This is a genomic window from Tardiphaga sp. 866_E4_N1_4, assembly GCF_052076075.1.
Lineage (GTDB): Bacteria > Pseudomonadota > Alphaproteobacteria > Rhizobiales > Xanthobacteraceae > Tardiphaga > Tardiphaga robiniae.
Window position 1 is genome coordinate 2,528,675 of sequence record NZ_CP197242.1, and the last position, 25,640, is coordinate 2,554,314.

Here is a 25,640-nt window from a genome sequence, read left to right on the forward strand (position 1 = left end):
TCCCGCTGTGTGAGCCCGAGCGTTACCACGGCTGGCACTGAAAGACCGATTTATTATCACTGCTCTCTCGCCAACCTCCCACCAACTTGTTCCAACTCCCAGCCCTCGAAGATACTGATGGCTATTCGCGAAGAAAGAGCGCACCCTGCGCTCGCGCGCATTGATGACCCTGATGATCCCTGCCGAGCGCGCGCTGCTTTTGTCACGAAATTGTCCGATATGCCGCGGCTGGCGCAGCATTGCCAATTTTGAGCGATTGCCCTTTCAACATTGAAATCGCGAGGCAGCAGATTGACGGTGTTCAGCCGCATTGCATTCATTGGCAATTCACTTCCACGCCGATGTGGGATCGCCACGTTCACTACCGATCTGCAAAGCGCAGTAGCAGCCGCCCGCGCAGACTCCAAAACCGTCATCGTGGCGATGACCGATCATGGTCATTTCTATGACTATCCAGCCACCGTTGGCATTCAGATCAATGACGAGCTGATCAACGACTACATACGTGCAGCGGAATTCCTGAACAACGGTCATTTCGACGTGGTGTCGCTTCAACATGAATTCGGTATCTTCGGCGGCGAAGCCGGGAGCGATATCATCCAACTTCTCTCGCTGCTCAAGATGCCGATCGTGACGACACTCCATACGGTTCTTGCAGAGCCCACCGCCGCACAAAAGGATGTCTTCACACGCGTTGTCGAGATGTCGTCGAAAGTGGTGGTGATGGCGGAGAAAGGTCGGGAACTGCTTCGGACCATCTATCAGGTCGCCGAAGAGAAGATCGAGATCATTCCACATGGAATTCCGGAATTCGCTTTTGTGGAGCCCGACGATGCAAAGACGAGGCTCGGCTTTGCCGGCAGGTCTGTCATTCTGACGTTCGGCCTGCTTTCACCTAATAAGGGCATCGAATTCATGATCGATGCGATGCCGTCCATCCTGAGCACCTGCCCGGGTGCGGTCTATGTCGTATTGGGCGCAACCCATCCAAATCTGGTACATGACGAAGGCGAGACCTATCGCGAATCCCTCATTGCAAGGGCCCGCGAAGCTGGCGTCGCGGATCACGTTGTCTTCCTTGATCGCTTCGTTGACCAGGAGACCTTGCTCGATTTCATCTCGATGTGCGATGTCTATGTCACGCCTTATCTGAACGAATCTCAGATGACGTCAGGCACCCTGGCTTATAGTTTTGGCTTGGGAAAGGCCGTGGTATCGACTCCCTATTGGCATGCTCGCGAATTGCTCGCCGACGGCCGCGGCATTATCGTCCCGTTCGCGGATGCGAATGCGATCGGCGTTGAGATCGAAAAGCTTCTGATCAACGCACCACTGCGCCAGGCGATGCGCAAGCGCGCCTATGCCAGCAGTCGCTCCATGACCTGGGAACGGACGGCCGAGCGATACATGTCCGTTTTCGAGAACGCGGGTCGCCGCCACCGGCTCAAGACCATTGCAAAGTCGGATACGAGTACGCTCCTGCGAGATAGTCGCGCACCTCCCGAGATGCAGATTGGTCACTTCCTGTCGATGTGCGACGACACCGGACTGTTCCAGCATGCGGTTCACAGTGTTCCGGATCGCTTGCATGGCTATTGCATCGACGACAATGCCCGCGCGCTACTGCTGGCATGCGCGTTGAACACGCCCGGGGAACTACGTCTGTCGGAGGTCCTGACCTCCCGCTTTGCAGCTTTCGTCCAGCATGCGTGGAATCCCGAAACGCACCGGTTTCGAAATTTCATGGCTTTCGATCGCAGCTGGCTGGAAGAAAGCGGATCGGAAGACAGTCATGGGCGCACGCTTTGGGCGCTGGGCGTTTGCGCTCTTTCGGATGCGAACCCCTCTCGGCGGACCTGGGCCGCAGCACTCTTTGCGGAGGCCTTACCAAAGGTCGGCGATTTCCTCTCGCCCCGTGCCTGGGCGTTCGTATTGCTGGGACTCGATGCGTATTGCACGACCGTCACCGACAATAGCCGTGCCAATGCAATCCGGACGGCTCTGGCCGACAGGCTCGTCTCGCTTCTTGAGAAAGTCGAGACGAGCGATTGGGTGTGGTTCGAAAACGGACTTTCCTATGACAACGCTAGACTCTGCCAGGCTTTGATTCTCACCGGCACTGCGATGAAACGGCCGGACTATCTCAATGCCGGGCTGAGAAGCCTGCGCTGGCTACTGACACAGCAGACCTCAGCCAGCGGTCAGTTCAGGCCGGTGGGCACGGAGGGATTTCACGACATCCGGCGCCAGCCACGCAGCTTCGACCAACAGCCTGTCGAGGCTGCTGCCACCATCGCGGCCAGCCTTGCGGCGTGGCGCGCCGACCAGAACATTGAATGGAAGAGCGAAGCCGCCCGGGTCTTCGCATGGTTCCTCGGCAGCAATGACCTTTCTATCCCGCTCGTCGATCTGGAGACAGGAAGCTGTCGTGACGGACTGCATCCGGACCGTGCTAATGAGAACCGCGGCGGCGAGTCAGTCGTATCCTACCTGCTCGGACTATCCGAAATTCGGCACATGGCACGTATCGCCGAGGATCAATCCAAATCCGCGACCCGCGTGGCCTGATCACGTTGGGCTCCCCCTCTCAGCAGACCATTGAGATTCCTTTTGCCCTTATCTCCGATACTGAATCGCCAGGCACTCTATCTCCGGCCCGACGCGTCCCGAGTCATCGTACGGCCGTTTAAACCTGCGACGGAGCCACGCGATCTCAATCCGACAGATAAGACGCGCGCCAATCATATTGTCGACCGGATTCTTGCGCTCAGTCCCGAGCAGGCAGAGCATCAGTTGGCCGACGTACTTGAAAACTTTCTGGGTCGCCACCGGAATCTGCTTCAGACATTCGAGGCCCGCGCTGACGAAATGGAAGATGCATTCCACGGCCATAGCCGGTTCACGACGATTCAGCGTCAGCTAGTCGGCGCCTATTTCCTGAGTGAATACTCGTTTGAAGCATCGGCACTCTTCAATCCGAGCATCGTGCCTCACCCCGATCAATCGGGAACGACAGCCGGCGCCCTGCGCTTCATCCTCAGCCTGCGCGCCGTCGGAGAAGGCCATGTGTCATCCCTGACATTTCGTACCGGCCTTGTAGATACCGACGGGACCGTGAGCATCGATCCGACCGCACGCCTCGCATCAAATCCAGCAGTTCAACACCTCGGGTCTGGGCCTGGCGGCGAGGATGTCGCCGTCACGTTTCGTAGCAGCGAGGATATCAGCGAGCGGGTCATTTTTCCGATTACGGAGTCGCAATCGAACGGCATCGAGGATGCGCGCTTCGTGAAATTCGAGCATTCCGAGCGAACGGTCTATTACGCGACGTACACGGCCTATAGCGGCAGGGCGATCCGCTCGGAGATCATCGAGACGTCCGACTTCGTCACGTTTCGCTTTTCAGCCCTCAGAGGCAGCGCATCACATAACAAGGGCATGGCACTTTTCCCCCGGAAAATCGACGGGCGGTTCGCGATGATCGCGCGGCAAGACAATGAAAACCTCTACCTGATCTATTCGGATGATCTTTATACATGGGATGGCGGCACGCCGATCCTGAAGCCGGCCGCCCCTTGGGAGTTCATTCAAATCGGCAACTGCGGCTCACCTATCGAATTAGATGAGGGCTGGCTATTGCTGACCCACGGTGTCGGCCCGGTCCGCAAGTATTCGATAGGAGCAGCACTGCTCGACAAAAACGACCCGACGAAGGTGCTGGGGCGCCTGGACGAACCGCTCCTTCGGCCTGCGCCGTCCGAGCGCGAAGGATATGTGCCGAACGTCGTCTATACATGCGGCGCAATGCGGCATGGCGATCAAATTATCTTCCCGTATGCGATTTCGGACAGTTATTCGAACATCGCGACGATCGATATAAGAAGCCTGCTCGCAGCGATGGACAAATAAGAGCTGACTTAGCTTTACCGTAGAGGCAATTGGATGTGGCTTCTCAGCACGACCAGCTCGTCCGTGGTCGGCATCTTTCACCAAACGGCAAGTAGAACTTTTGGGAGACGCACAGTGACCGGTGAAAAATCAAGGGCGCTCGTTCTCGGAACGACAGTCTTTTGGAAGAACGATAAAAATGACTTTGGCACCGTCATCGCCAAGGACTGGAGTAGCGTCACGGTCAAATGGGATAGCCGCGCCAGCCAGACAATCATGCACAACGATATGGATAGCTGCACGGCAGCCTGAATTTACTTGGCCCAAACGGGCATTCCTGACCATCATTCGCGAAAGCCGACCCGACACCAACCGGCCGCTGAAATCATCGCGAAACGCCCGCCGGGACAAGTCCGACGGGCTGCCAGTTATGTGGTCATTTGGCCGACAGCCGGGCGCCACCAGACTTGCGGCGCCAGGCAAAAGAGGCCCGATCAGCCAACCCGAAGGTTTTCTGCCGACGTCTTGCCACGGTTGGCCACTTCCTCAAAGCTGACCTTGGCCCCTTCATTCAAAGTGCTCAGCCCCGCCTTCTCGACGGCCGAGATGTGAACAAAGACGTCTTTGCTGCCATCGTCCGGCTGGATAAAGCCGAAGCCCTTCGTCGCATTGAACCATTTTACTACGCCAGTGGTCACTTCAGTTCTCCCGGTTGTCTCTCAACGATAGCAACCCTGAATTCAGGAAGGAGTCAATCAAGCAAACTTCCATCTCCTGAATTGATGCGGCTGTCGGCTGCCAGGACGACGGGTGGCGGTCGTCCGCCCGCACTGCCGCGGTGCGACAGCGGCTTTAGGCAACATAATCTCCGGGAGACCCAACCGACGTGCTAATGTCACCGAAGCCCAGTGCGGGCGGAGGACCAAACCATGGCCAAAGGCGAACAACGGAACAATCGCGAAGTAAAGAAGCCCAAGAAGGACAAGGCCAAGACGATCGCAGCAGCTCCGACCATGAAGGGCCTGATGCACCCCGAGGCGGAAAAGCCCCGAAAGAAATAGTCGAACAGCGCGCATCGCCAGCATAGCTGCAGCATCTGAGGTCACGGGCACCCGACGCATGATCCATGCGCTCGATAGCGCTACCGCGTTCGCGGTGATCGAGAACCAGAAAATTCAATCAAAATGTCCAATCCCCTTCCGGGGCGCTCCCACGCGCATCGGCGATCATGCCAGATGGAGCAATCATGACACATGAAGGCCTGGAACTGATCCGTGAGATCGTCCTGCACGGCGGCGCAAAATATACGGCTGGCAATATCGATCGCAGCAAATACCAGCGCCTTGTCGATCTCGGGTGGCTATCGCCCCTCATCATGAACAAGACAGACATTGCCTATGAGACGACAAAAGCAGGCGAAGTGGCAGCGAGCTGACCCAGCACCCGGGGAGCGGCTCTAGCCCCGCGCGACGATTTTTCCGGTCGCGAACTGTTCCAAAGCGTAGAGCGCACTTTCCTCATACGTCGCACCCGGCAGCGGTTCTGCGACCACGATCAACTGGCCAATGGTCAATTGAACCATGCCATCCAGGATGTCGTAACTGGCTTCGTACGTCACGCCGGCCAATACCAGTTCGACATAGCCATGCCAGAAGCCCTTCAACTCCGACTCCCAACCAGATCGATAAACGTCTGAAGTTCTGCAGAAAAGCGCTCGGCCTGCCTGGCATCCAGCCATAGTTTTATCGTCGACGTCGCCGACAGGACAAAGGCAACCCCGAAACCGCCCGCATTTGGCACACACAGCGCCGACCAGCTGTCTGCTTCGCTCACGATCTTCCGTTCGTTGGGAGTTCCCGTTTCCAGGACATGATTGATTTGGATCTTAAGCTCGATTGCATCGTCGAACGACAGGGAAATCTCCTCTCCGCTGAAGTTCAAAATTAGCCAGCAATCTTTTTGCTTGGATTTGACGTCGGAGGTGAAATTGAAGGCCATGGTGGAACCATGCGCCTATGCCCGTGACGGTCAATCAAATTCGTCGCGACACTATGCGACTTGATGCACAGCCCTTCCGTAATCGCCTAGCTGCCTGCCAATCGGGAGGAAGTTTCATGTGGCAGCCAAGGTCTGCACGCTTTAACTGGACGTTGCGGCCTCGCGTTTGAGTCGCACTGAGGCGCAGACAAAGGGGCGATCAAATGGGCGACGGGTGGCAACCAATCAGCACCGCACCCAAGGACGATGAAAGGATCATCGTTGCGGGTGGAACATGGATACGCGGAAACAAAGACAAGCTGCCTCAGACATTTCCATGCCTCGTCATCTGGGACGAAACCGAGTGGCTCATTTGCGACAATGAAGGGCCGCGAGCGCTCATACGGGGTCCCAAAATCTGGATGGCAATCCCGCCCGCTGACTTGCCTTCAGCATCGGAATTGCTGAAGACGATCTGACGCATTTCATTAACCATACGATGCTACCCGTCCTGTAGCGCGGGTCTTGTCGAGCGTACCGCGCCAACTCTGGAGTCGCAGATGCAGGTCATCGAAATTACGGACCTCGTCGAGGCCAGGCGCGCTCGTCTGGCTCAATATCACGGGCTGCCGCGCGCACTTCAGCTGAACGGTCAAACAGTCACGGGATCGGTGAGATCCGTCGTGATGGATGCATCGGCAGCAAAGTGGACTGTAAAGCTGGTTGCAACGCCACCTGTCGTCGACAGAAAATATCGTCTGCGCCGCTCCGCCTAGAGCCGGACGCAGACCCGCACGACGACATCCGGCTTTCTTCAACCCCGCCATACCGCAGCCGCATGTATCCGTAGGCGCCCCCTATTCTCCTGAGCCAGCCACCCAAGGCACGCGCAGTCCAGTGGATTGACCTCAGCGATTCCGGCGACAAATCAGAACCTTCGAATTAGGTCGACTCGCGAACATAAAGGGAATCTACTGCACCGCATCATCGGCCGTCCTTAGGCATTCACCGGTGACAGAGAGTTCGGTCGCGCTCCCGCCCAATGTCTCGGGACTGCCATGCCTACCTCCGAATGTACTTTGGAATCGCAACAACACAGGTCCGGACAGTGAAAGCTTCTCACCTCGAAGCTGAGCACGCCGCGATGATCGCGCTTGCGACAGCTGCTCAACTCCCTCACGGAGATGAGCGAACGCTTGCCATGCGAAAAGCTGGACAACTGCAACTAATCGCCGATGCGAAGAAGCATCGGCTACAAACACCGGAAGTGTGAAGACCTATCCGGTAATCCAGCTACTAACTCGCGATCGGCACTTTGGCAGCGACACAATTCGTGCTTCCAAAATAATATCTTCCATTCGTAATTTCCGACCGGAAGCGTAAGATTCAAGCATCACCGTGAGGACTTCGGCTTTTAGCGATGACCGAGAGCCCCGCTCCCGCCTCAACAAGGGGGCGATCATGTCAGAGTGTCGGAAGATCGATTCTGGGATTGCCTTGTGCCCGCAATACTACTGCCGGTCTTTTTAGCTCTTCTTGTTATTGGTGCCGTCGTTATTCGCCGAGACTAGACCACTCCAGCCGGAACGCGCGACAACCTGCTTGACGCCAAGCCCTCGGCTTAACGGAAGAAAAGCTTACGCGATCTCAACTTGAGAGGGTTTCTCAATGTCAGAGCTGGAATTCAGTGCCGTGAATGACCTTCAACACACGCCGCAGCACGCCAGATGTAACGAGCAGTCCGAATATGATGCTGCAGTCGAGGTTGCTGCGAAGGCAATCAGAAAGACCTGGGATACGATGGGCGACATGCCATCACCGCTTTACGAAGATGAAGCGCGGCAACTCGGTAGAGCAGCACTCGATGCCATTATCGCTTCGCAACCAGTCACTCGAACGACCACATGACCTCCATCAAGCTGGCAGACACGCAGCATCTAACGACGGCCTTTCCATGAACGGCGCGCGTGCAGCTCGGTACAGACGTTTGGCAACCGCCCAAAGCAGTCCCGAGGTGTACCGGCTACTTATGCTTCTTGCCGACGAAGCCGAAAAAGGAATTCTCTGCATCTCAGCCTTCAAACACCGACGTCCGCCCCACATTGTCGCAAAATCAACATGAGACGCGTGCGCGGCATGTAGTCGTCGCTTCAGGCAAACAATCACCTTTGTTCGCCAACCACTGCAAGGACATGAACCGTTGAATTGGCTACCTATAGACACCGCACCACAAGACGGAACGCCAATATTCCTGGCTGGCGGATACGATGACAATTCGGATCATGCCATGGAATCCGAGGCGGAAAAAATGCGAACCGCCTGCCGCGCATGGTGGAACGACGGCGACTGGATTATTACCCTGGCTGAAGCAGGATGCGTCAACGTCACCCGGATTGATCCCACGCACTGGGCGCCTATTGAAGAACCGCGCTAGCCCAGCAAGATCGGATTGCCTTGCGGGCAAGACCGCGTTGCGGCACTTTTAACAATCAGTCAAACAGAGGCTCAGAGTAAAATCCGCCTGCCAGGACCTCGAAAAGCGCTGCGTTTCCATCATACCGAGCCTTCCACCGCGTGCTGCTGAAGCCACTGTTGAACAGATCACCATCGTCCTGCACCTGCCATTCCCAGAAAAGCAGGGGATGTGGAGTGACTGTGACTTCCAGGTTTGGTTGGCGATACATAGCCACCATGTCGAGCCTCACTTTCGAAACAGCATTTACAAAAGGTCGCTTCCTGCCTGTTTATCTGAAGGCGCCGCGCGCCGTTCTGCAGCGATCGGGGCGCTTGATCTTGACAGATGACGGGCGGAGCGCCTCTCATTCTGCAGTGATGATGACACCATCGAACCAGCCATCGACGACATTCACCATGCGCTCCTGAGTCGTCGCGTCAATCCAATTTACAGCGGGCCTCCACCAATCCGTCGGCCATATATCCGCCGTGCCCGGATTGACGTAGCTGATTATCCGCCATCCATCCTGCGAGGCTAAACACGATGCGTGTCGCGATGTTAGCGCCTATATCCTGGCGAACTCCTCCCCGGCACTACGGCCCGTGGGAACTCGTGACGAGCTTGCTGACGGAGGCACTGCTCTTGCGGGGAGTTGACGTCACACTGTTTGCCACCAAGGACAGTTTGACGTCGGGAAATCTCGCCGGTGTCGTCCCGGCACCATACTCTGAAGACTCGTCGCTCGACGCCAAGGCGTGGGAACTCCTGCATGTTGCAAATGTCTTCGAGCGGGCCGGCGAATTCGACATCATCCACAATCAGGCAGATTTTGTACCGCTGGGCTTCTCTCGCCTTGTGGACACGCCAGTCGTCACAACCATTCACGGCTTTTCATCAGCCCGTATTGTTCCGGTTTTCAAGGAGTATGAGGATCGTGTCCATTATGTCGCAATCAGCGATGCCAATCGCCATCCCGACCTTCGCTATGCGGCAACGATCCATCACGGCATTCCGATCGACGAGTTTCCCTTCGATCCGCTTGGCAGCGACGATCTTCTATTCTTCGGTCGCATTCATCCCGATAAAGGGGCTGCGGAAGCGATAGCAACTGCCGAAGCGGTTGGCCGCCACCTCATCATGGCCGGTATCGTTCAGGATGCGGACTATCATCGACGTCATGTGGTGCCAGCACTGGGAAGGTCCGCGACTTATCTCGGTTCGGTCGGAGGTCTGGAGCGGACACGCGTTCTGGGATCGGCACGGGCATTGCTTCACCTGATCAATTTCGACGAACCATTCGGGTTATCAGTTGTTGAGGCGCTTGCCTGCGGAACACCCGTGATCGCGCGCAACCGCGGATCGATGCCTGAATTGATCATGGATGGCGTGACAGGTTTCCTGGTCAATAGTGCCCTCGAAGCCGTACAAGCCGTTGAGCGCATTGGCGAACTGGATAGACGCGCCTGCCGGGCGGCGGTTTCTGAGCACTTTACCGTCGATAGAATGGCAGATCGCTACCTGGCTCTATACCAATCTATCCTGGGCTAACCGACGGAGAACGGCAGCGAGAGCGAGATCGCCTTCAGGCTGTTTGCCGCCCTCGTCCACATATATTGAACACATAGACGTCGTAATGTTCCTGGAGTTCGCGCTTTCGCCGAGCTTTATGGATCCAAACATGATTGCTATTTCGACACAGGTTCAGGCGCCTGATGACTTTCAGCGCGTGGCGTTCGACATAAGACACGGCAACCGCCGGATTGCGTGTATCCTGACGACCAAGTTTCCAACCAAAGATCAGGCCAAAAGGTACTTCCACGCCAACAGGCCGCTGATCGAGAAACTGGCGCGCGAGCAGATGGAACTGGTTGCAGCCAACGACGGTGAGATCAAGCTGGTGATGATTTAGAAGTCGCCCGCCATACTTGCCGTTTCTGCGAAACTAAAGGCCCGATCTGATCTTCAGGGTTGGCTCAAACGATGACGCAAGGAAATACCCACTATGGCGAAGTCGCTGCTTTCCAGACACGACCTCGAACATGCGGCATTGCTGCAAATCCGCAGCTGCTACGGGTGCGAAGATGTCACGGCCGTGATCATTGACGAGATCGCAGACCCTCGCTTTGAGACGAACTGGGGCATTCTCTCACTTCACCGAGCAGCCGACGTGCAATTGAGGCTCACCGCAGAGCTCAATACAGTCCGCGCGATTGACGGCACGCAAGAAAGATTGCGCAAGCTCTACAACCTCAAGACCAACTGAGCTCGCCTAATCTGCTGATGAAGCGTAACGCGAATACTCCGGCTTGACGTTTTTGATATCCGCTCTGCACCACAATAAGCCTGTCCAATTCAAAATAACTTAGTGCCTAAGCGTGACGTTAAGTTGCTCGCGGACGCGCATTCGGGCTCAACGGTGCCAATCAGATCCCGCCCATGCAAAGACACTTAACCTTGAGATAGTCATCGATCCCGCCTAGCCGCGCGGCGATCTCGCGAGAGATAAATTCATCTCGCGCGTGTCAGGGTTCGAGCTTCGCTTCCTTCACGATGATCGACCAGCGGTCGACCTCCGAGTTGATAAGTTGCTGCAAGGCCGTGCGGCCTTGCGCAGATGGCGCCTGCGCCGCCAGTTCGGCGAAGCGCGCCTTAACGTCTTCATTCTCGAGCGACTTGGCGAGCGCCGCTTCCAATCTGGCGATCACTTCGGGCGGCGTGCCGGCAGGGGCCGCCAGCGCATTCCACACTTGCAGATCGAATTTCGGCAGATTGCTTTCGACGAAGGTCGGCACGTCGGGCGCCTGCACCAGTCGCTGCGGCCCGGTGACGCCGATGGCCCGCACCAGCCCGTTCTGATGCGCCGGAATCATCGTGACGGTTTGGTCGATCACCGCCTCGATATTGCCAGCGATCAAATCCTGGATGGCAGGCCCCGAGCCACGATAGGGCACCAGCATCGCATTGGTCTGCGTCAGATAGAGCAACATCGCTGCGGCGAGCTGCGCGGTCGAGCCCGCCCCGGATTGCCCGAAGGTGATGCGGTTGTTCGGCACCTTGAGGCGCTCGATCAGTTGGCTCAGATTCTCGATGCCGCTCTTTTTGCTGACCGAAAGCATCATCGGGACATTCGCGAACACGCCAATACCGGTCAGGTCCTTGCGCGGATCGAAGCCCAGATTCGGGTACAGTGGCACGATCGCCGCCATCGAGCCCATATTGCCGAAATTGAGCGTGTAGCCATCGGGTTTGGCCCGAACCACGCGCTGGGTGCCAATCGTGCCGCCCGCGCCGCCGACATTCTCAACGATCACCGTCTGTTTGAGTTCGGCACCGAGTGCCTTGGCGAGAATGCGAGCCAGCACGTCCGTGGTGCCACCGGCCGCATAGGGCACGACCAGCGTGATCGGGCGGTCCGGATAGTTGTCCGCCCGTGCCGACGTGAGCGAAGCTGCAATCCAGAGCAGTGCAATGAACAGACGGCGCACGTAGAGCCTCCCCTTGATATTTGCCGATGCGGCGCTTCGCGCGCCTTTGTTGTCCTTCTGGCATACTCGCCAGGGCCCGTCCCATAGGCTGTTGCTCTGAGGGGTATAAGATTAGGCACCGGCCCCGTCGCCGCCGCTGGCAATGGCCAGCGAAGTGCGGTTCGGTGTAAGCAAACGAGCTTGCCCGCATCTTCACTGGATCGATGCCTTGGAACTGAGACAGCTTCGCTATTTCGTCAACGTGGTCGACATGGGCAGCCTGTCGAAGGCCGCGGTGCTGCTCGCGGTGTCGCAGCCCTCGCTGAGCCAGCAGATCGCCGCGATGGAGCACGACCTGGGCGTGCCGCTTCTGCTGCGTAGCGCGACGGGCGTGAAGCCAACCGATGCGGGCGCCAAACTGTATCGTCATGCCCGCATCGTATTGCGGCAGATGCAGGAGCTCACGGCCGACATTGCTGACGAGGGCAGCGGCGCCGTCGGACCCGTGGCCGTCGGCCTTCCCACCAGCATCGCCTCGGTGCTCGCCGTGCCGCTGGTGGAGCGCCTGCGGCACGACCATCCCGGCGTGAAGCTCCAGCTCTTCGAGAGCTTCAGCGGCTATCTCAACGAGTTGCTGGCCAATGGCCGCCTTGACATGGCCATCCTGTTTCGCGGCTCCGACGCGCCGGGCATGACCGTCAGGCCGCTGTTTACCGAGCAATTGTCCGTATTCGGCGCCCCCGATATAGGCGATCCCGAAGCGACGACCTGCGATCTCGCATCACTGGCCGATGTCCCGATGGTCCTTCCGGACAGAACCAACGGGCTGCGCCTTCTCGTCGAGCAAGCGTTCTCGGAAGCCGGCGTGCCGCTGAATGTGATGTCCGACATCGACTCCCTGCCCGTTATGATGAAACTCGTGCGCAACGGCACCGCGGCGACGATCAACTCCTCCGGGGTCGCCCGGGTCGCAGAAACACCCATCCTGTCGAGACGGCTGGTGAACCCCGCCATCAATCGCACCGTGGGTCTCTGCCTGCCCACCGGCATTCCGCAGACCGCGGCCGCACTGGCCGCGGAAGAGACCATCCGCACACTGGCGCGCGAACATGCCGCGATCTGGGACAAGGCCCCTGACTGACACGCCATTGGTTCAGCCTATACCGGCGATGGCGAACCAGTATGCCCCCTGCGTGCACCGACGCGGTTAAGAGTGCCCGGAGCAATACTGTCGGGACAGCAGATGGACCAAGAAAAGCGCGCCTTGCCCCTGTCGGGCGTCACCGTGGTATCGCTCGAGCAGGCGATTGCTGCGCCCTTGGCCAGCCGACATCTGGCGGATTGGGGCGCCCGCGTTATCAAGATCGAGCGGCCGGGACGCGGCGATTTCTGCAGGGATTACGACTTCGTCCTGAACGGCATGTCGAGCCAGTTCGTCTGGACCAACCGGTCGAAGGAAAGCCTGGCGCTCGACATTAAGCAGCCGCAGGACCGCGACGCGCTGGAAAGCCTGCTCGCCGGCGCCGACGTCTTTCTGCAGAACCTGGCGCCGGGAGCGGCGCAGCGGCTCGGGCTGGATGCGAAGGCTCTGGTTGAGCGCTTTCCCCGCCTGATCGCCTGCGACATCTCCGGCTATGGATCGGGCGGGCCGTATAGCGACAAAAAGGCCTATGACCTGCTGGTGCAATGCGAGACCGGCCTGCTCTCGATCAACGGTTCGGAAGACCATCCCGCCAAGGGCGCCATCGCCATCGCGGATATCGCCACCGGCATGTATGTGCTGAACGGCGTTCTGATGGCGCTCTATGCGCGCGAACGCACCGGGCGCGGCACCGCCTTCGAGGTGTCGCTGTTCGATGCGATGACCGAATGGATGAGCTATCCCTCGCTCTATACAGCGGGCGCCGGAAAGCCGCTGAAACGGACCGGCATGCGCCACGCCACGATCGCGCCCTACGGTCCGTTTCGCGCCGGCGACGGCAAGACGGTGTTTTTCGGAATCCAGAACGAACGCGAATGGCTGTCGCTCTGCACGAACGTCCTGGATGACGCCGATCTCGCCATCGATCCGCGATTCGTGACCAATCCGGATCGCATGACCAACCGCGACGAGCTCGAACGTCTGATCGAAAGCCGCATTGCCGGCACCACCAGCGACCAGCTGCTGGCCCAGTTGGAGCAGGCCTCGATCGCCAATGCGCGCCTCAACAGCGTCGAGGAATTTCTCGATCACCCGCAACTGCATAGCCGTCATCGCGTCGTCAATGTCGATACGCCGAATGGCGCTGTCACCAGCTATCTCCCGGCCATCACGATCCCCGGCCTGACGCCGCAGATGGGTCCGGTCCCCGCGGTCGGGCAGCACACCGACGCGATCCTCTCTGAACTCCGAGAACGAGCCCGCTTATGACCGCCCCTCGACTGACGCGGACCTATCTTGCCGTGCCGGCGCATCGCGAACGCATGGTCGAGCGCGCCGCGGGATCTGCAGCGGACGCCGTGTTTCTCGACCTCGAAGACGCTGTTCCCGTCGGCGAAAAGAACGCCGCCTTGCGGACGGCGATCGATGCCATCACGCGGCTGGACTGGGGGCGGAAGACCGTCACGGTTCGCATCAATGCGATCGACAGCCCGTCCATCGCGGAGGAAGTCGAAAAGCTGTCCGGCCTCGCAAGACTGGACGCCGTCTTGCTGCCGAAAGCGGAACGCGTGACCGATGTGATTGGCATCGGCGAGCGGCTGTCGCAGCATCGCGGCGACCGAAACCATCCGCTGGAGCTTGAGCTCCTGATCGAAACCGCCCTCGGCGTGGTCAATGTCGATGCCCTCGCCGCTGCGCATGCGACAGTCGCCGCGCTGCATTTCGGTGTCGGCGATTTCAGCGCCTCGATCGGCGCGCGTAGCGACGAGATCGGATTGTCCCCGCGCGACTACAGGCACGTCGCCTCCGCAGCGGAGGAGCACCGGGAAACAGCGCTCGACCTGTTCGCCTATCCGATGATGCGGATTCTGATCGCGGCACGCGCCTTCCAGCTGAGGGCGATCGACGGGCCTTTTGGCGCATTCCGGGACAACCAAGGCACGCTCGGCTCCGCGGTCAAGGCGGCAAGCATGGGCTATGACGGCAAGCAGGTGATCCATCCCGACCAGATCGAGCCGACGCGGTCCGCATTCGTCCCGTCAGCCAGCGACATCGCATCGGCGAAACGTGTCATCGAAGCGATGCGCGCCGCCGAACGGGACGGGCATGGCGCCGTGACACTGGACGGCCGGATGCTCGATCTCGCCAATGTGAGAATGGCCGAGCGCATCCTTCGCTTTGCGTCATAAAGGACCAGGCCCGGTTCGCTCGCGCTTGCTTCTCGCAAACACACGTTGCTGCATCGTCGGATGGCTTGCAACAGCCGCTGAGGACGAGAATTGACAACGGTGCTGTCAGACGCGGCGTCATCTCGCGTACTAGGTCGGCGGAATGCGAGTCATATGCGCATCCCCGACCCTCCCCTCATGGAATCGCAAAGGGATCGAATGACGACTTTGCACCAGAAGCGGTCATCCCATGGCACGATCGTTCTTGAAGCAACTGCGGGTTAGATCTTGCGATGCATCGCACGCCAGTCGTTGGGCGTCATCGCCGTCGCATTTCGGAACACGCGATAGAATGTTGCGATGCTGTCGTATCCGCACGCATAGGCAACTCTAGTGCTTTTAAGCTTGGCGTGAGCTAAGAGCGATCGCGCGGCGTCAAGAGTTCCAATCCTTTCTTTCAGCACACGTCTCTCATCACAATTATTCGTTGATTTGAGAGCAGTTCGGAGAACGCGGAGCTGCCGGCGAGAGTCGTTTCACCGACCGTTCCTCCGCTTTCTCTCGTCGCGTCGCTCACCACCGATGGAGTTCGTCACGTCATCATTGGACGATCCGTTGGTGTTGGTTCTCCCGCCAGCACTGCCGGCGACGATTCCGGTTGGAGCCGGCGATCTCGGCGGCTCCTGGAAGAGGCTATCGAAGGAGGACCTCGCACTGCCGACAGGAGACGGCGACATCGTATTGGCCGTTGGCGCGGCCGGGTTGACCACGGCGATCTGACCGGGGGGTGGCGCGAGCGAGACGTTGAACGACTTGATTGTGAAAACCGCCCCGACATAGCTCAGCGCATAGTTCGGCGAAACGCCGAGCGAGCCTAGCCGAATGGCATAGTCGCCCACCACATCACCCAGCGCGCGCTCCAGCGAGCCGGAGAAGCGGTCGCCGTTGAACAGCGTGCCGCCGGTGAGACGATAGGTCAGCGCCGGATCAAGCTCTGCGAACATCTTGCTCTGGGGATCTGCGGTGACTGTCAGCGGCGCGGCCGTCACGATCCAGACGCCACTGTTGCGGGCCGAGATCGCATAGTTCGGATTGGTCAGCGTTCCGGCTACGTCGAGCAAATAGGGATTGCCCGCGACGCCGGTCCGGCCGGTGATGCCGAACGAATTGACGAGCCCGGTCAAAACCTCAATCCCCTGACCGTTCTGCAAACCGATGGCCGACAGGCCGGGATTGAGCGGCGAACTGCCATAGACCGATGTGCCGCCATTGGCCGTGACAACAATGGAGGCTGGCGTGACGGTCCAGCTACCCGGATTGAACGCGGAGACCTGATAGTTTGGATTGGCCAGCGTGCCGAGCACGCTGAGCGCATATGGCCCATGTGCCACGCCGCTGGTCGCGGTAATGCCGAACGAGTTGCGAAGGCCCGCAAGAACGTCGACGCCCTCGTTATTCTGCAAGCCGGTGGCCGACAGACCAGGATTGAGCGGCGAGCTGCCATAGACCGATGTGCCGCCATTGGCCGAGACCACGATAGACGCCGGTGTGACGGTCCAGCTGGCGTCGTTGCGCGCCGCCACGCGATAATTCGCATTGGTCAGTGTTCCCGCCACGCTGAGCGTATACGGACCGCCGGCCACGCCCGTCGTCGGCAGGATGCCGAATGAATTGCTCAGGCCGGTCAGGACATCGACATCCTGACCGTTCTTCAAACCATTCGCCGAGAGGCCCGGATTGGACGGCAACTGGCCATAGACCGAGCTGCCACCATTCGCCGACACGATGATGTCCGCCGCAGTGACCGACAGCAAACCGCCGGCATAGCTGATTGTGTAATTGCCGAGGCCATTGCCGAGCGCATTGCTGGCCGTGATCCCGTAGGGCGCGCCCGTCACATTCGCCAATGCATCCGCGCCGAGGCTCGCCAGCGTCACGCCGGTCACGCGGTCGGTGCCATAAAGCGTGCCGCCGATGCTGTAACCGCTGCTGCCGAGGGCGAGCGTATCGCCATAGGTCTTGGACTGGTCGTTCGCCGTGATGGTCAGCGCCGCCTTGGTGATGTTACCGATATTGCGGCTATTGTTGACGACCAGCGTGTAGTTGCCGGCCGCGCTGCCGGTGAGGCCGCCGGAACCGAGATTGAACGAGACGGTCTTGCCGCTTCCAGCATTGGCATTGTCATAGGCGCCCGAGGTCGGCAGGTTCGTCACCGACAGCAGGCCGGAATCGCCCACCACCACATTGCTCAGCGTGAAATTGTTGGTGCCGAGCGCGGCGGTGTTGGTGCCGTCATACTGCTTCTCCACCGTGCCGGTGAGCGACAGCGTCACGGTGCGCTTGGCGATGCTGTAATCGTTCCCGACGAAACTCACCCGATAGTTCGAGGATGCGGCGAGCGAGCCCTGATTGATGGCATAGTTGCCGGCATTCTCGCCCGCGGCGCGGCCGATCGTGCCGGTGAGACTGTCGCCATTCACCAACGATCCACTGGTCACCTGCCAGGTGAGGGCGGAACCTGTGTCGCCATAGGTCTTGCCCTGACCGGCATCGGCCGCCACCGTGATCGCACGCTGCGTCACCGTCAGTTGCCCGCTCGGCAGATTGACGATGCGATAGGTCGATCCGTCATTGCTGACGGGCTGGAGCTGGGTAGGACGGTTGGTCACATACGGCGTCATGCGCAGCCACGTCACGCCATCGCCAATAGTCACGCCCATCGGAACCAGGAAGAAGTCCGACGTACCGGTGAGAACGATCGCACCATTGCCGTTGACCGTGGCGGATACGCCGTTCTGCGAGGTGAACTGATTGATGCGATCCGCGATCTGCTGCGCGGTCGAATTCCGATCCCACAGGATGTCGTTCCCGTTGTTGATCCGCATGCCGAGATATTGCGGTCCAAACCCGCCCTGGCTCGGGGCACCAGCGCCGACAGCCTGCGGCGGCAGGACGGTCATCCCCGCCGTCACGGCATAGGTACCGACGCCCGACGACTGATTGGCGGTGGTGCTCAGGGCAAGCGGAATCTTGTTCGGCGTATCGTAGTTTTTGAGGCCGTAGATCATCGCCGCCAGCGTCGTATTGGCATCGCCATACATGCGCGTGGCATTCGATGTCTCGACGACGGCGACGTGATTGGCCCAGTAGAATTCCGGATAGCGCGCGACGCCGTCCGACTGGCCCGCGCTGTTCGACGGGATCCAGACGTTGCGATAATCCCAGCCGGTATAGACGGTGCGGAACGTGTTGAGATCCTGCATCTGCGCCGTGGTCAGGCCGGTGCCGACGAAGGTCTGGCCACGATTGGGATTGAGCCAGGACGGATTCGAGACGCTGGAATCGTAATACGTATTGGTGACCGTTCCCGTCCGCCCGTTGTCGCTTACATTGCGCCCGACGACCGAGCCGACAAAGTGCACCCCATAGTTCCAGGCTCGGTCGAGCCGCCCGGTCGTATAGGAATTAATGATGGTGCCCGTGCCGTCATTGGTCGCATTGGTACCGACGAGACCGCCGATCGTGCCATTGCCGCGCACGAGGCCCGTCGCATAGGAATTGACGATCCGCCCGGGTCCGCCGTTTTCGTTCACGTTGACGCCGGCGAGGCCGCCCCCTTGGCCGACAAAGGTGACGTAATCAGACTGCTGGCCAACAGCCTCGACCGCGACTGTGCTGTAGGACTCTTCGATCGTGCCGCGATTGTAGCCGACCAGGCCGCCGGCGGCCCAGTTCGAATAGACCCCGCTCGCGTCATCGCTGCGCGACGCCCATGAGCGGAAGATCGTGCCGTCGCTCACGCCAGCGATCGAGCCGGCAGATCCCCAGTCGGCTATGATCCTGCTATCGACGACGCCGAGATTCTTCACCACGCTGCCGGATGCCAGATAGGCAAACACGCCCGCATGATTGCCGTCGGTCATATTCACGAAGAGGTATCTGATCGCGTGACCCTGGCCGTCCAATGTTCCGGTGAACGAGGCTGCCGTTTTCGCGTAGTCGGCGTACTGTCCCGACTGCGAATATCCTGTCTCGCCCAGCGTATAAACAGTCGTGTAGACCTCGCGCACTCCATTGTTCCAGACCTCATACGAATCGGACGGTCGATTCTCGCCAAATTGCAGGCGCATGAAGTACTTCGTCGTGTAACCGCTATAGCTGATCGGCGAGATCGGCGAGAAGGCGTTGCCCTTCCACATCCCGGTGGACAATTCTGCCGACGCGTTGATGTCGCGCGCAAGCTTGTAACTGGCAGCACCGTTCATATTCACCAGTTGCAACTGGTGCAGGTTCTGGATGTTGGTCGAATATTCGGCCTTCAGGAACGGGCGCGTATAGCCGTCCACCATGTACCAGTGGGAGTGAAAGTTGCCTTCCTGGTATCCATTGAGATAGTTCGGGTCGTTGAAATTGCTGTAGGAGTTAAGCGAATACGGGCTGTTGTCGGAATTCGTGTTCAGCGCAGCAACATATTGAATCTGCTCCGACGTCCAGCCGCCGGGCATGTCGTGATAGGAGCGACCGAAGGCGCGGCTGGTGCCGGACGTGGCCTGATCCCAGTAAACATGCCAGATGCGTGCTGACTGGCTGTGCTGGGAATTGAAGCTTTCCATCGTATCCCAGTCGCGGAACTGGTTGCGCCCGACGATGCCACCCACATTGGTGCCGGACACCACGCCCGCGAAATACGAATCTTGAAGCGACGCGAAGCCCATCACGCTCCATTGATTTTCGCCAACAAGACCGCCGGTCCAGCTCGTGCCGTTCACGCTGGCAAGCGAATAAGTCCAGCGGACCATGGCGCCTTCGCCATTGATGCCGGCAATGCCACCTGCCGTCGCGCCGGTGACCGAGCCGGCCGAATAGGAGTCCTGGATGGTACCGTAATTGTAGCCGGCGATGCCGCCAACAACATAGCCGCGGATGGCACCGGTCGAATAGGAGCCGCCATTGATGATGCCATTATTGCGTGCCACCAGACCGCCCGCGCCCAGCGAACTGGCGATGTTGGTCACGCTCGCCGTCGAATAAACATTCGTCAGCGTGCCATTGTTCTCTGCGGCGATCGAACCGACATAGCTGGCATTGCCACTGAACGAACCGCCGATGATACCGACATTCCGGATCGTGCCATTGTTCTGGTAGAACACGCCGACATCGCCACCGCCGACCTGCCCTTCGCCGCGGCGTTGGTACATGTTCAGGATCGCATAGCCGCGGCCATCGAGCGTACCGGTGAAGCCCTGATAGGGGCGACCATCTCCAAACGCACCGATCGGATCGAAGCCGCGGCAGATGCCGCTCAGACAGGTCCAGGTCGACGTCACGCTGGCATCGATGTCCCGGCCCAGCGCGTAGGTACCGCCGAGATTGGATTCGATTCCCTTCAATTGGTAGACATCATTCACCAGCATATACGCTGCCACGGTCGCGCCGTAGCCGCTCTGCGTGATGCTGGAATAGTTGATCGTATTGGCGTAGCTGCCGGTTGCCGCATAGGGATTGTAAAAGATTTCGACGGGCGTGGCCGTATTCACCCGCGCATTGGACGCGAAGTTGACGAGGCCGTTGTCGGAGCGGAGCGTCACCGAAGTCAGCGCACTGTTGAAGTTGGAAATGTGATCGTTGATCTGGATATTTCCGGCCGACCGCAGATTGATCGTGCCGAACGAGCCCAGCGAGTTGGTGGTGATCGCACCACCCGACGTGATCGATATATTGCCGCCGACAATGCTGCCGATCCTTCCGGCAGTGACGTCGCCCGACGCCACGATCGATGTCGAGGTCGAGGCCGCCGTCCCTGTTGCGCGAATGCTGCCTTCGAAAGTGAGCGAGCCGCCGATCACCAGCGATATATCGCGCCCAATGAGGTCGCCGGTTACCAGATTGCCGTTGTTGGTGAATGCCACCGAACCGGGAGTAAACGGCTGTGGGTCTTCGTTCCCCCAGCCCACACTCGCTGTATCGCTCGACAGCCGGCCGACGACATTACCGGCGCTGGTCAGTGATACCGACGTGAACGTCATCGGGAGCACCAGGTTAGACACCATGATCGGCGCGGTCTGCGAGATGCTGCCGGGCGACGTCAGCCACAGCGTCCCGTTGCGGCCGGATATCGTGCCGTTGATCTGGATGTCGCGATAGGCATTGAGATACAGCGTATTGGCCGATGTCCAGGAGATCGGCGCATTGATGATGATATCGCCGGCGCCCTGCGTCTGGTTGCCCGGGCCGCTCGCGGACGATGCCGTGGTGATCAGCGTGACATTGGCCGCGCCGAGATTGGCGCCGATGGTCGCCGCCGCCGCGGAATCGATGGTCAGTGTGACCGGATCGAGCAGCCAGTCGCCGGTGCGGCCCTTCGGCGCTGACGCATCGACGCGGATGCCAGCGAAATCAAGCTGCTTGCCCGAGGTCTCAATGAGGCCGCCGTCGCCGCCATTGACACCGCCGCGCGCCGACAACGTACTGCGCACGCTGGTGAGACCGTCCGACCACAGCACGATCTTGCCGCCCTTGCCGCTGTCCAGCGCGTCGGCGCGGATCACCGTCGCCGAATCCGCCGTGACCTTGACGGCATGCTGGAAATCGCCGCGACCATAGGCATCGCCACCGATGCGAACGCCGCCGCCGCCGGCCGCGCCCGACGCGTCGATGCGCGCACCGGCCAGCGCGATCTCGGCGCCGCTGATGTCGATCTGGCCGCCTGTCTTTTTGGCAGCCACCTGATTGCGCGACTTGCCGGTCGCCGTGACACGGCCGGACACGTTGACGCGGCCACCCTCGCCGCCACCGAGCACGATGCGCCCGGCGCGGGTGCCGACCGAATTGGCGCGGATCGTGCCCGGGACGTTCACCGCATCGCGCAGGATGTTGTTCGCCGTGGCGGCGCTGAGGAACACCTGTCCGCCATCGGCACGGATCTTTCCGCTATTGGTCACCAGCGCCTTGCCGGTGCCATCGACGAGATTGCCAAGCTGGTTGGACGGTACAGCGACCGACAGGAAGCCGTCGCCGGACAGATCGAGCGTAATCATCTCGCCGGAGCCGAGACCGACCTTGCCGAGCCGCGCCGAAATGACGCCGTCATTGGCGACGCGGCCACCGAGCAACGCTGCGAAGCCGCCATCGGACACGTTGATGCGGCCGGCATTGGTGACAACAGCCGAGGAGCCGTTACCGGTAAACTTGTATTTGCCCGATAGGAAGTCCTCGTTCCTGATGTCGAGCGTTGAGGCCGCGAAAGAGCCAGTATTGACGACACCCGTATTAGTGATCGCGATACCGTTCGGATTGACCAGCAGCACGGTGCCGGGCGCGTTGATCGTGCCGGCGATGCTGGAAGGCGTGGTACCCGTAACGCGGTTGAGGGTGGCAGCCGCCGCGCTCGGCTGGTTGAAGTTGACGGTGCCACCGGCACCGATCGAGAACGAATTCCAGTTGATGATGGCGCTGTTCGAGGATTGGTTGACGTTCAGCGTCCCGTTCGACGGCGCGGCGATACTCGCGGCGCCATGGGTCACGGCGCCTCCGCCCGGCAGCGTCTGCGCCAGTGCAATGCTGCCACTGAACACCACGCAGCCGAACACCAGCGGTGCGAAAGCCGCCCTCACGCTGCCGCGGATCGGCGTCACGTCATATGTCTGTGTCATGCCCAGCTCCTGTCACCTGCACGGGCGCCGTTGACCGGCGCTCCCGAGGTCGTCTTGTCTGCCCTGTTTAGAATTTGCCGCGCTCGATCCGCGCAATGTCGGGATCGTCGCGTTCAGCGATGTAGTTGATGATCAGCTTCGGCGGCCCCTTCGGGTCCGGCGAAGTGGTCTGATTGCCTTCGCGCTGCATCTGGTATTTGACGCCATCGGCGATCAGCCGGACCGCCCCCTTCTTCTCATCCTCGCCGGCGAACAGCACAATCGTATTGTCGCCAACGGGAATGCCCGAGCGCAGGGTGTCCTTCTTCCAGACAAAGCCTGCGAGATAGCGCTCAAGACGCGTGCCGGCAGTGATCATCGCATTGGGATCGACCGGCGGCGTGGAGGCGACCTCGCCCCAGACGACATTGACCTGAATGAGCTTCTTCGACTTGTTGCCGAAGATGTAGGCGACCCGTGCAGCGCCCGGACCAGGATCGAGCGACGGCACAGCGACGGTCAGGACATTCGTGCCCTCGATGCTGTTCACGCTGCTCGCGATGTCGGTCCCCTTGACATTGAATGCCTTCGTCACGATGGCCCGCACCTCCGCCTCCGTCATGCCGAAACGGGCATCGCGGAATCCGGTGACTTCATATTTCGGTGCTTCCTGCTGCGCCCGGGCCGGAAAAACATCGGCCACGCCCGCGACAATCGCTGCGACGAGGATCAGCCGTGCCATCGCGCGCTTGAGCGCATGCGAAGCGGAATCACAACGAATGGAAGTGCCGAAACGATCTCTCACCTGCTCAACTCCTAAGCGATCAATTGCATCGGTTGAGCGCAGAACCGCCCCGGGCTGCGCAAACGCGGCCGATGCCCATGATACCAGCGTCTTATTAGGGGCTGGATGCAATCAGTTTCGAACACCGTGTGAACGCTCGTTCACATCGGCCATCAACGACCGTTATGGTTGATGCATGCCCAAACTATCCATGCATATATGCGCCGCGTCGCTGCAGCCTGACGATGCCAGTCGTCGGATTGCGCATGACCGACGGATGCATGCGCACTGCACGTGGGAAGTTCTGGGGTTGTCTTGATGTCTATTCGTTCGACAAAGAAATCCTTGGCGTTGATCGCAATCGCCTTGGGATCGCCGTGCAGCGGCGCGCTCGCTCAATCCCCCGCTCCCGCACCAAGCCTCGTACAACCACCCACGATTGCCACGCCGCCCGCATCGACGCGTATTACCTTGCCGCAAATCGCCGCCGGCTCAACCGTGCCGGACGCTGCCAAAAAGCTGACTTTCATCCTAACCGGGATCGACATCGAAGGCGAATTTGATGAGATCGCCATAGCGAGAAAAGAAGCCGCGGCGACGATGCTGGGAAGGTCCGTTACGGTCGCAGATCTGTTCGGCCTTGCCGACAAGTTGCAGCAAGCCTATGTGCGCGCAGGCTACCCGCTCGTGCGCGTCGTCATCCTGCCCCAGGAACTTGATCGGCGCGCACGTGTAAAGCTGCGCGTCATTGACGGCTATGTCGAGAAATTCGATACCAGCACCCTGTCCGGAACATCGGCTGCTCGCGTTGCAGCCGTGCTGGCGCCGCTGCTCAACAAGCGACGCCTCACGCAGAGCGAACTCGAACGGCAATTGCTGATTGCGGGCGATACACCGGGTCTCGTTCTCAATGCCACTTTTGCTTCCGGCTCGGCCGTCGGCAGCTCTGTTCTGGTGCTTAGCGGCCGGTACAGGCCAGTCTCGGCGAGCCTCTATCTCGACAATGGCATGCCAAAATCCTTTGGCGAGTGGCAGGCGGCAACGTATTTCTCGCTCAACAATCTGACGGGATTTGGCGAACAGATCTCGATCTCCATCGCCGGACTGCCCGACAATGATTTCGTGACGCCCTATCCGACGCGCCGCTATCTCGGTGCAAACCTCGCCGTCCCACTCGGTATCGACGGCTGGCGGTTCGAACTCGGCTTCACCGATGGTCGCACGACCCCGCGGGTTGATGCGATATTCGCATCACAGGGTGTTTTCCGGCAAGGGCGCGCAAAACTCGCCTACGATATTGTCAAACGCCGCGACACCGAACTGAGCTTCAATGCGCGATTTGATCTCACAGAGGAACAGGTCAGCACGCTGATTACGACACCGGCCACGCCGCTATCGCTTGACCGTACGCGCGTGCCACGCGTCGGCCTCGACGGCATCCTGCGACTACGCGAAAGCGGAACCACCCTCAGCTACACGGCAACCTATTCTCACGGCATCAATGCGCTTGGGGCCCGCTCCATAGCCGATGCAACGCCGTTGCTCCCACTTTCGCGGCAAGGCGCAGACGCCGAATTCAGCAAGCTCGACGGTCGCATCGACGTCATGCAAACGCTTCCCGAGAATCTGTTTCTCTCGGCAGGACTCGCAGGCCAGACATCATTCGGTCGCCCGATGCTCACATCCGAGCAGTTTCCGATCATTGGCACCAACATGCTGTCCGGCTTCGCCGCCGGCACGCTCGCCGGCGATACAGGCTGGGTGGGACGCGGAGAGTTCGGCTGGAGCACCCAGCTCCCGTTCATCGCCGAACCGCATGCAATCGTACCTTACGTCTTTGCAGCTACTGGCGAGCGCCGCTATGAAATGCCGACCGTATTGGAAATCCCCGTCATTCGCGCGAACAACTATGGTGGCGGTATGCGCTTCCAGCTCGCGCCACAGGCACCCGACGCCCCGTCGCTGTCCGGCTTCGTGGAGCTGAGCGAACGACGCGCCAGCGCTTCCAGCCTCGACGGCTGGATGGTGTTCGCCGGCGGCTCGATCCGCTACTAGACTCCAGAGATGGCAACAACGGACAGATCACTTGCTTTCGGTCAGATGCCATTCCATTGATACGGCAGGAGCACAAG

22 protein-coding genes are annotated in these 25,640 nt (G+C 59.7%); 15 read left to right on the plus strand and 7 right to left on the minus strand.

Features of this window, described 5'->3' with window-relative positions; genetic code table 11:
• Positions 1 to 291 precede the first annotated feature (291 nt).
• From AB8B20_RS12425 to AB8B20_RS12435, 3 genes are all read left to right on the plus strand, one after another.
• The gene (locus tag AB8B20_RS12425) at positions 292 to 2,568 is read left to right on the plus strand and encodes a glycosyltransferase family 4 protein (protein WP_439072774.1); all 2,277 of its coding nucleotides are present in this window, start codon (positions 292 to 294) and stop codon (positions 2,566 to 2,568) included.
• A gap of 42 nt (positions 2,569 to 2,610) precedes the next feature.
• Positions 2,611 to 3,909: a glycoside hydrolase family 130 protein gene (locus AB8B20_RS12430; protein WP_439072775.1), complete on the plus strand. Its 1,299-nt coding sequence runs from the start codon at positions 2,611 to 2,613 to the stop codon at positions 3,907 to 3,909.
• A gap of 114 nt (positions 3,910 to 4,023) precedes the next feature.
• The gene (locus AB8B20_RS12435; protein ID WP_158596714.1) at positions 4,024 to 4,200 is read left to right on the plus strand and encodes a hypothetical protein; all 177 of its coding nucleotides are present in this window, start codon (positions 4,024 to 4,026) and stop codon (positions 4,198 to 4,200) included.
• Between the two features lie 182 nt (positions 4,201 to 4,382).
• Here the strand turns inward: AB8B20_RS12435 and AB8B20_RS12440 are convergent, their stop codons facing one another.
• On the minus strand, positions 4,383 to 4,586 hold the full coding sequence (locus tag AB8B20_RS12440) for a cold-shock protein (RefSeq protein ID WP_068734860.1): 204 nt from the start codon (positions 4,584 to 4,586) through the stop codon (positions 4,383 to 4,385).
• Positions 4,587 to 4,817: 231 nt separating this feature from the next.
• Here AB8B20_RS12440 and AB8B20_RS12445 point away from each other — a divergent pair, with 231 nt between their 5' ends.
• A complete protein-coding gene (locus AB8B20_RS12445) occupies positions 4,818 to 4,949 on the plus strand; it encodes a hypothetical protein (RefSeq protein WP_256461247.1) in 132 nt (43 codons plus the stop codon).
• 185 nt (positions 4,950 to 5,134) lie between these two features.
• A complete protein-coding gene (locus AB8B20_RS12450; RefSeq protein ID WP_439072776.1) occupies positions 5,135 to 5,323 on the plus strand; it encodes a TenA/THI-4 family protein in 189 nt (62 codons plus the stop codon).
• Between the two features lie 21 nt (positions 5,324 to 5,344).
• On the opposite strand, the gene AB8B20_RS12455 is transcribed toward AB8B20_RS12450, so the two are convergent.
• A complete protein-coding gene (locus AB8B20_RS12455; protein WP_089266057.1) occupies positions 5,345 to 5,551 on the minus strand; it encodes a hypothetical protein in 207 nt (68 codons plus the stop codon).
• Complete coding sequence (locus tag AB8B20_RS12460) at positions 5,548 to 5,886, minus strand: hypothetical protein (protein ID WP_068734854.1); 339 nt, start codon at positions 5,884 to 5,886, stop codon at positions 5,548 to 5,550. Before AB8B20_RS12460 ends, AB8B20_RS12455 begins: the two co-directional genes overlap by 4 nt.
• Positions 5,887 to 6,425: 539 nt before the next feature.
• On the opposite strand from AB8B20_RS12460, the gene AB8B20_RS12465 reads away from it, so the two are divergent.
• From AB8B20_RS12465 to AB8B20_RS12490, 6 genes are all read left to right on the plus strand, one after another.
• Entirely contained in the window at positions 6,426 to 6,641 is a 216-nt protein-coding gene (locus AB8B20_RS12465) for a hypothetical protein (RefSeq protein ID WP_147421564.1), read from the plus strand.
• A gap of 892 nt (positions 6,642 to 7,533) precedes the next feature.
• On the plus strand, positions 7,534 to 7,773 hold the full coding sequence (locus tag AB8B20_RS12470) for a hypothetical protein (RefSeq protein ID WP_089266054.1): 240 nt from the start codon (positions 7,534 to 7,536) through the stop codon (positions 7,771 to 7,773).
• Positions 7,774 to 8,152: 379 nt separating this feature from the next.
• The gene (locus AB8B20_RS12475) at positions 8,153 to 8,299 is read left to right on the plus strand and encodes a hypothetical protein (RefSeq protein WP_158596715.1); all 147 of its coding nucleotides are present in this window, start codon (positions 8,153 to 8,155) and stop codon (positions 8,297 to 8,299) included.
• A gap of 642 nt (positions 8,300 to 8,941) precedes the next feature.
• Entirely contained in the window at positions 8,942 to 9,868 is a 927-nt protein-coding gene (locus AB8B20_RS12480) for a glycosyltransferase family 4 protein (RefSeq protein WP_439072777.1), read from the plus strand.
• An 85-nt stretch (positions 9,869 to 9,953) separates the two neighbouring features.
• On the plus strand, positions 9,954 to 10,229 hold the full coding sequence (locus AB8B20_RS12485; protein ID WP_439072778.1) for a hypothetical protein: 276 nt from the start codon (positions 9,954 to 9,956) through the stop codon (positions 10,227 to 10,229).
• A 93-nt stretch (positions 10,230 to 10,322) separates the two neighbouring features.
• Positions 10,323 to 10,583, plus strand: coding sequence for a hypothetical protein (locus tag AB8B20_RS12490; protein WP_089266051.1), 261 nt, complete (start codon positions 10,323 to 10,325; stop codon positions 10,581 to 10,583).
• A gap of 259 nt (positions 10,584 to 10,842) precedes the next feature.
• On the opposite strand, the gene AB8B20_RS12495 is transcribed toward AB8B20_RS12490, so the two are convergent.
• Positions 10,843 to 11,805 carry a Bug family tripartite tricarboxylate transporter substrate binding protein gene (locus tag AB8B20_RS12495; protein WP_439066905.1) on the minus strand — a complete coding sequence of 321 codons (963 nt, stop codon included), beginning with the start codon at positions 11,803 to 11,805 and terminating at the stop codon, positions 10,843 to 10,845.
• Positions 11,806 to 11,947: 142 nt separating this feature from the next.
• Here AB8B20_RS12495 and AB8B20_RS12500 point away from each other — a divergent pair, with 142 nt between their 5' ends.
• From AB8B20_RS12500 to AB8B20_RS12510, 3 genes are all read left to right on the plus strand, one after another.
• Positions 11,948 to 12,925, plus strand: a complete 978-nt coding sequence (locus tag AB8B20_RS12500; protein WP_439072779.1) for a LysR substrate-binding domain-containing protein — start codon at positions 11,948 to 11,950, stop codon at positions 12,923 to 12,925.
• Between the two features lie 102 nt (positions 12,926 to 13,027).
• Positions 13,028 to 14,194, plus strand: a complete 1,167-nt coding sequence (locus tag AB8B20_RS12505) for a CaiB/BaiF CoA transferase family protein (RefSeq protein ID WP_439072780.1) — start codon at positions 13,028 to 13,030, stop codon at positions 14,192 to 14,194.
• The gene (locus AB8B20_RS12510; protein WP_439072781.1) at positions 14,191 to 15,114 is read left to right on the plus strand and encodes an HpcH/HpaI aldolase/citrate lyase family protein; all 924 of its coding nucleotides are present in this window, start codon (positions 14,191 to 14,193) and stop codon (positions 15,112 to 15,114) included. The genes AB8B20_RS12505 and AB8B20_RS12510 overlap by 4 nt, the downstream gene beginning before the upstream one ends.
• Positions 15,115 to 15,374: 260 nt before the next feature.
• On the opposite strand, the gene AB8B20_RS12515 is transcribed toward AB8B20_RS12510, so the two are convergent.
• From AB8B20_RS12515 to AB8B20_RS12525, 3 genes are all read right to left on the minus strand, one after another.
• Positions 15,375 to 15,557 carry a helix-turn-helix domain-containing protein gene (locus AB8B20_RS12515; protein WP_439072782.1) on the minus strand — a complete coding sequence of 61 codons (183 nt, stop codon included), beginning with the start codon at positions 15,555 to 15,557 and terminating at the stop codon, positions 15,375 to 15,377.
• Positions 15,558 to 15,629: 72 nt separating this feature from the next.
• Positions 15,630 to 22,745, minus strand: coding sequence for an MBG domain-containing protein (locus tag AB8B20_RS12520; protein ID WP_439072783.1), 7,116 nt, complete (start codon positions 22,743 to 22,745; stop codon positions 15,630 to 15,632).
• Between the two features lie 67 nt (positions 22,746 to 22,812).
• Entirely contained in the window at positions 22,813 to 23,466 is a 654-nt protein-coding gene (locus tag AB8B20_RS12525) for a hypothetical protein (RefSeq protein WP_441253324.1), read from the minus strand.
• Positions 23,467 to 23,853: 387 nt separating this feature from the next.
• On the opposite strand from AB8B20_RS12525, the gene AB8B20_RS12530 reads away from it, so the two are divergent.
• The gene (locus tag AB8B20_RS12530; RefSeq protein ID WP_439072785.1) at positions 23,854 to 25,563 is read left to right on the plus strand and encodes a ShlB/FhaC/HecB family hemolysin secretion/activation protein; all 1,710 of its coding nucleotides are present in this window, start codon (positions 23,854 to 23,856) and stop codon (positions 25,561 to 25,563) included.
• Positions 25,564 to 25,640 lie beyond the last annotated feature (77 nt).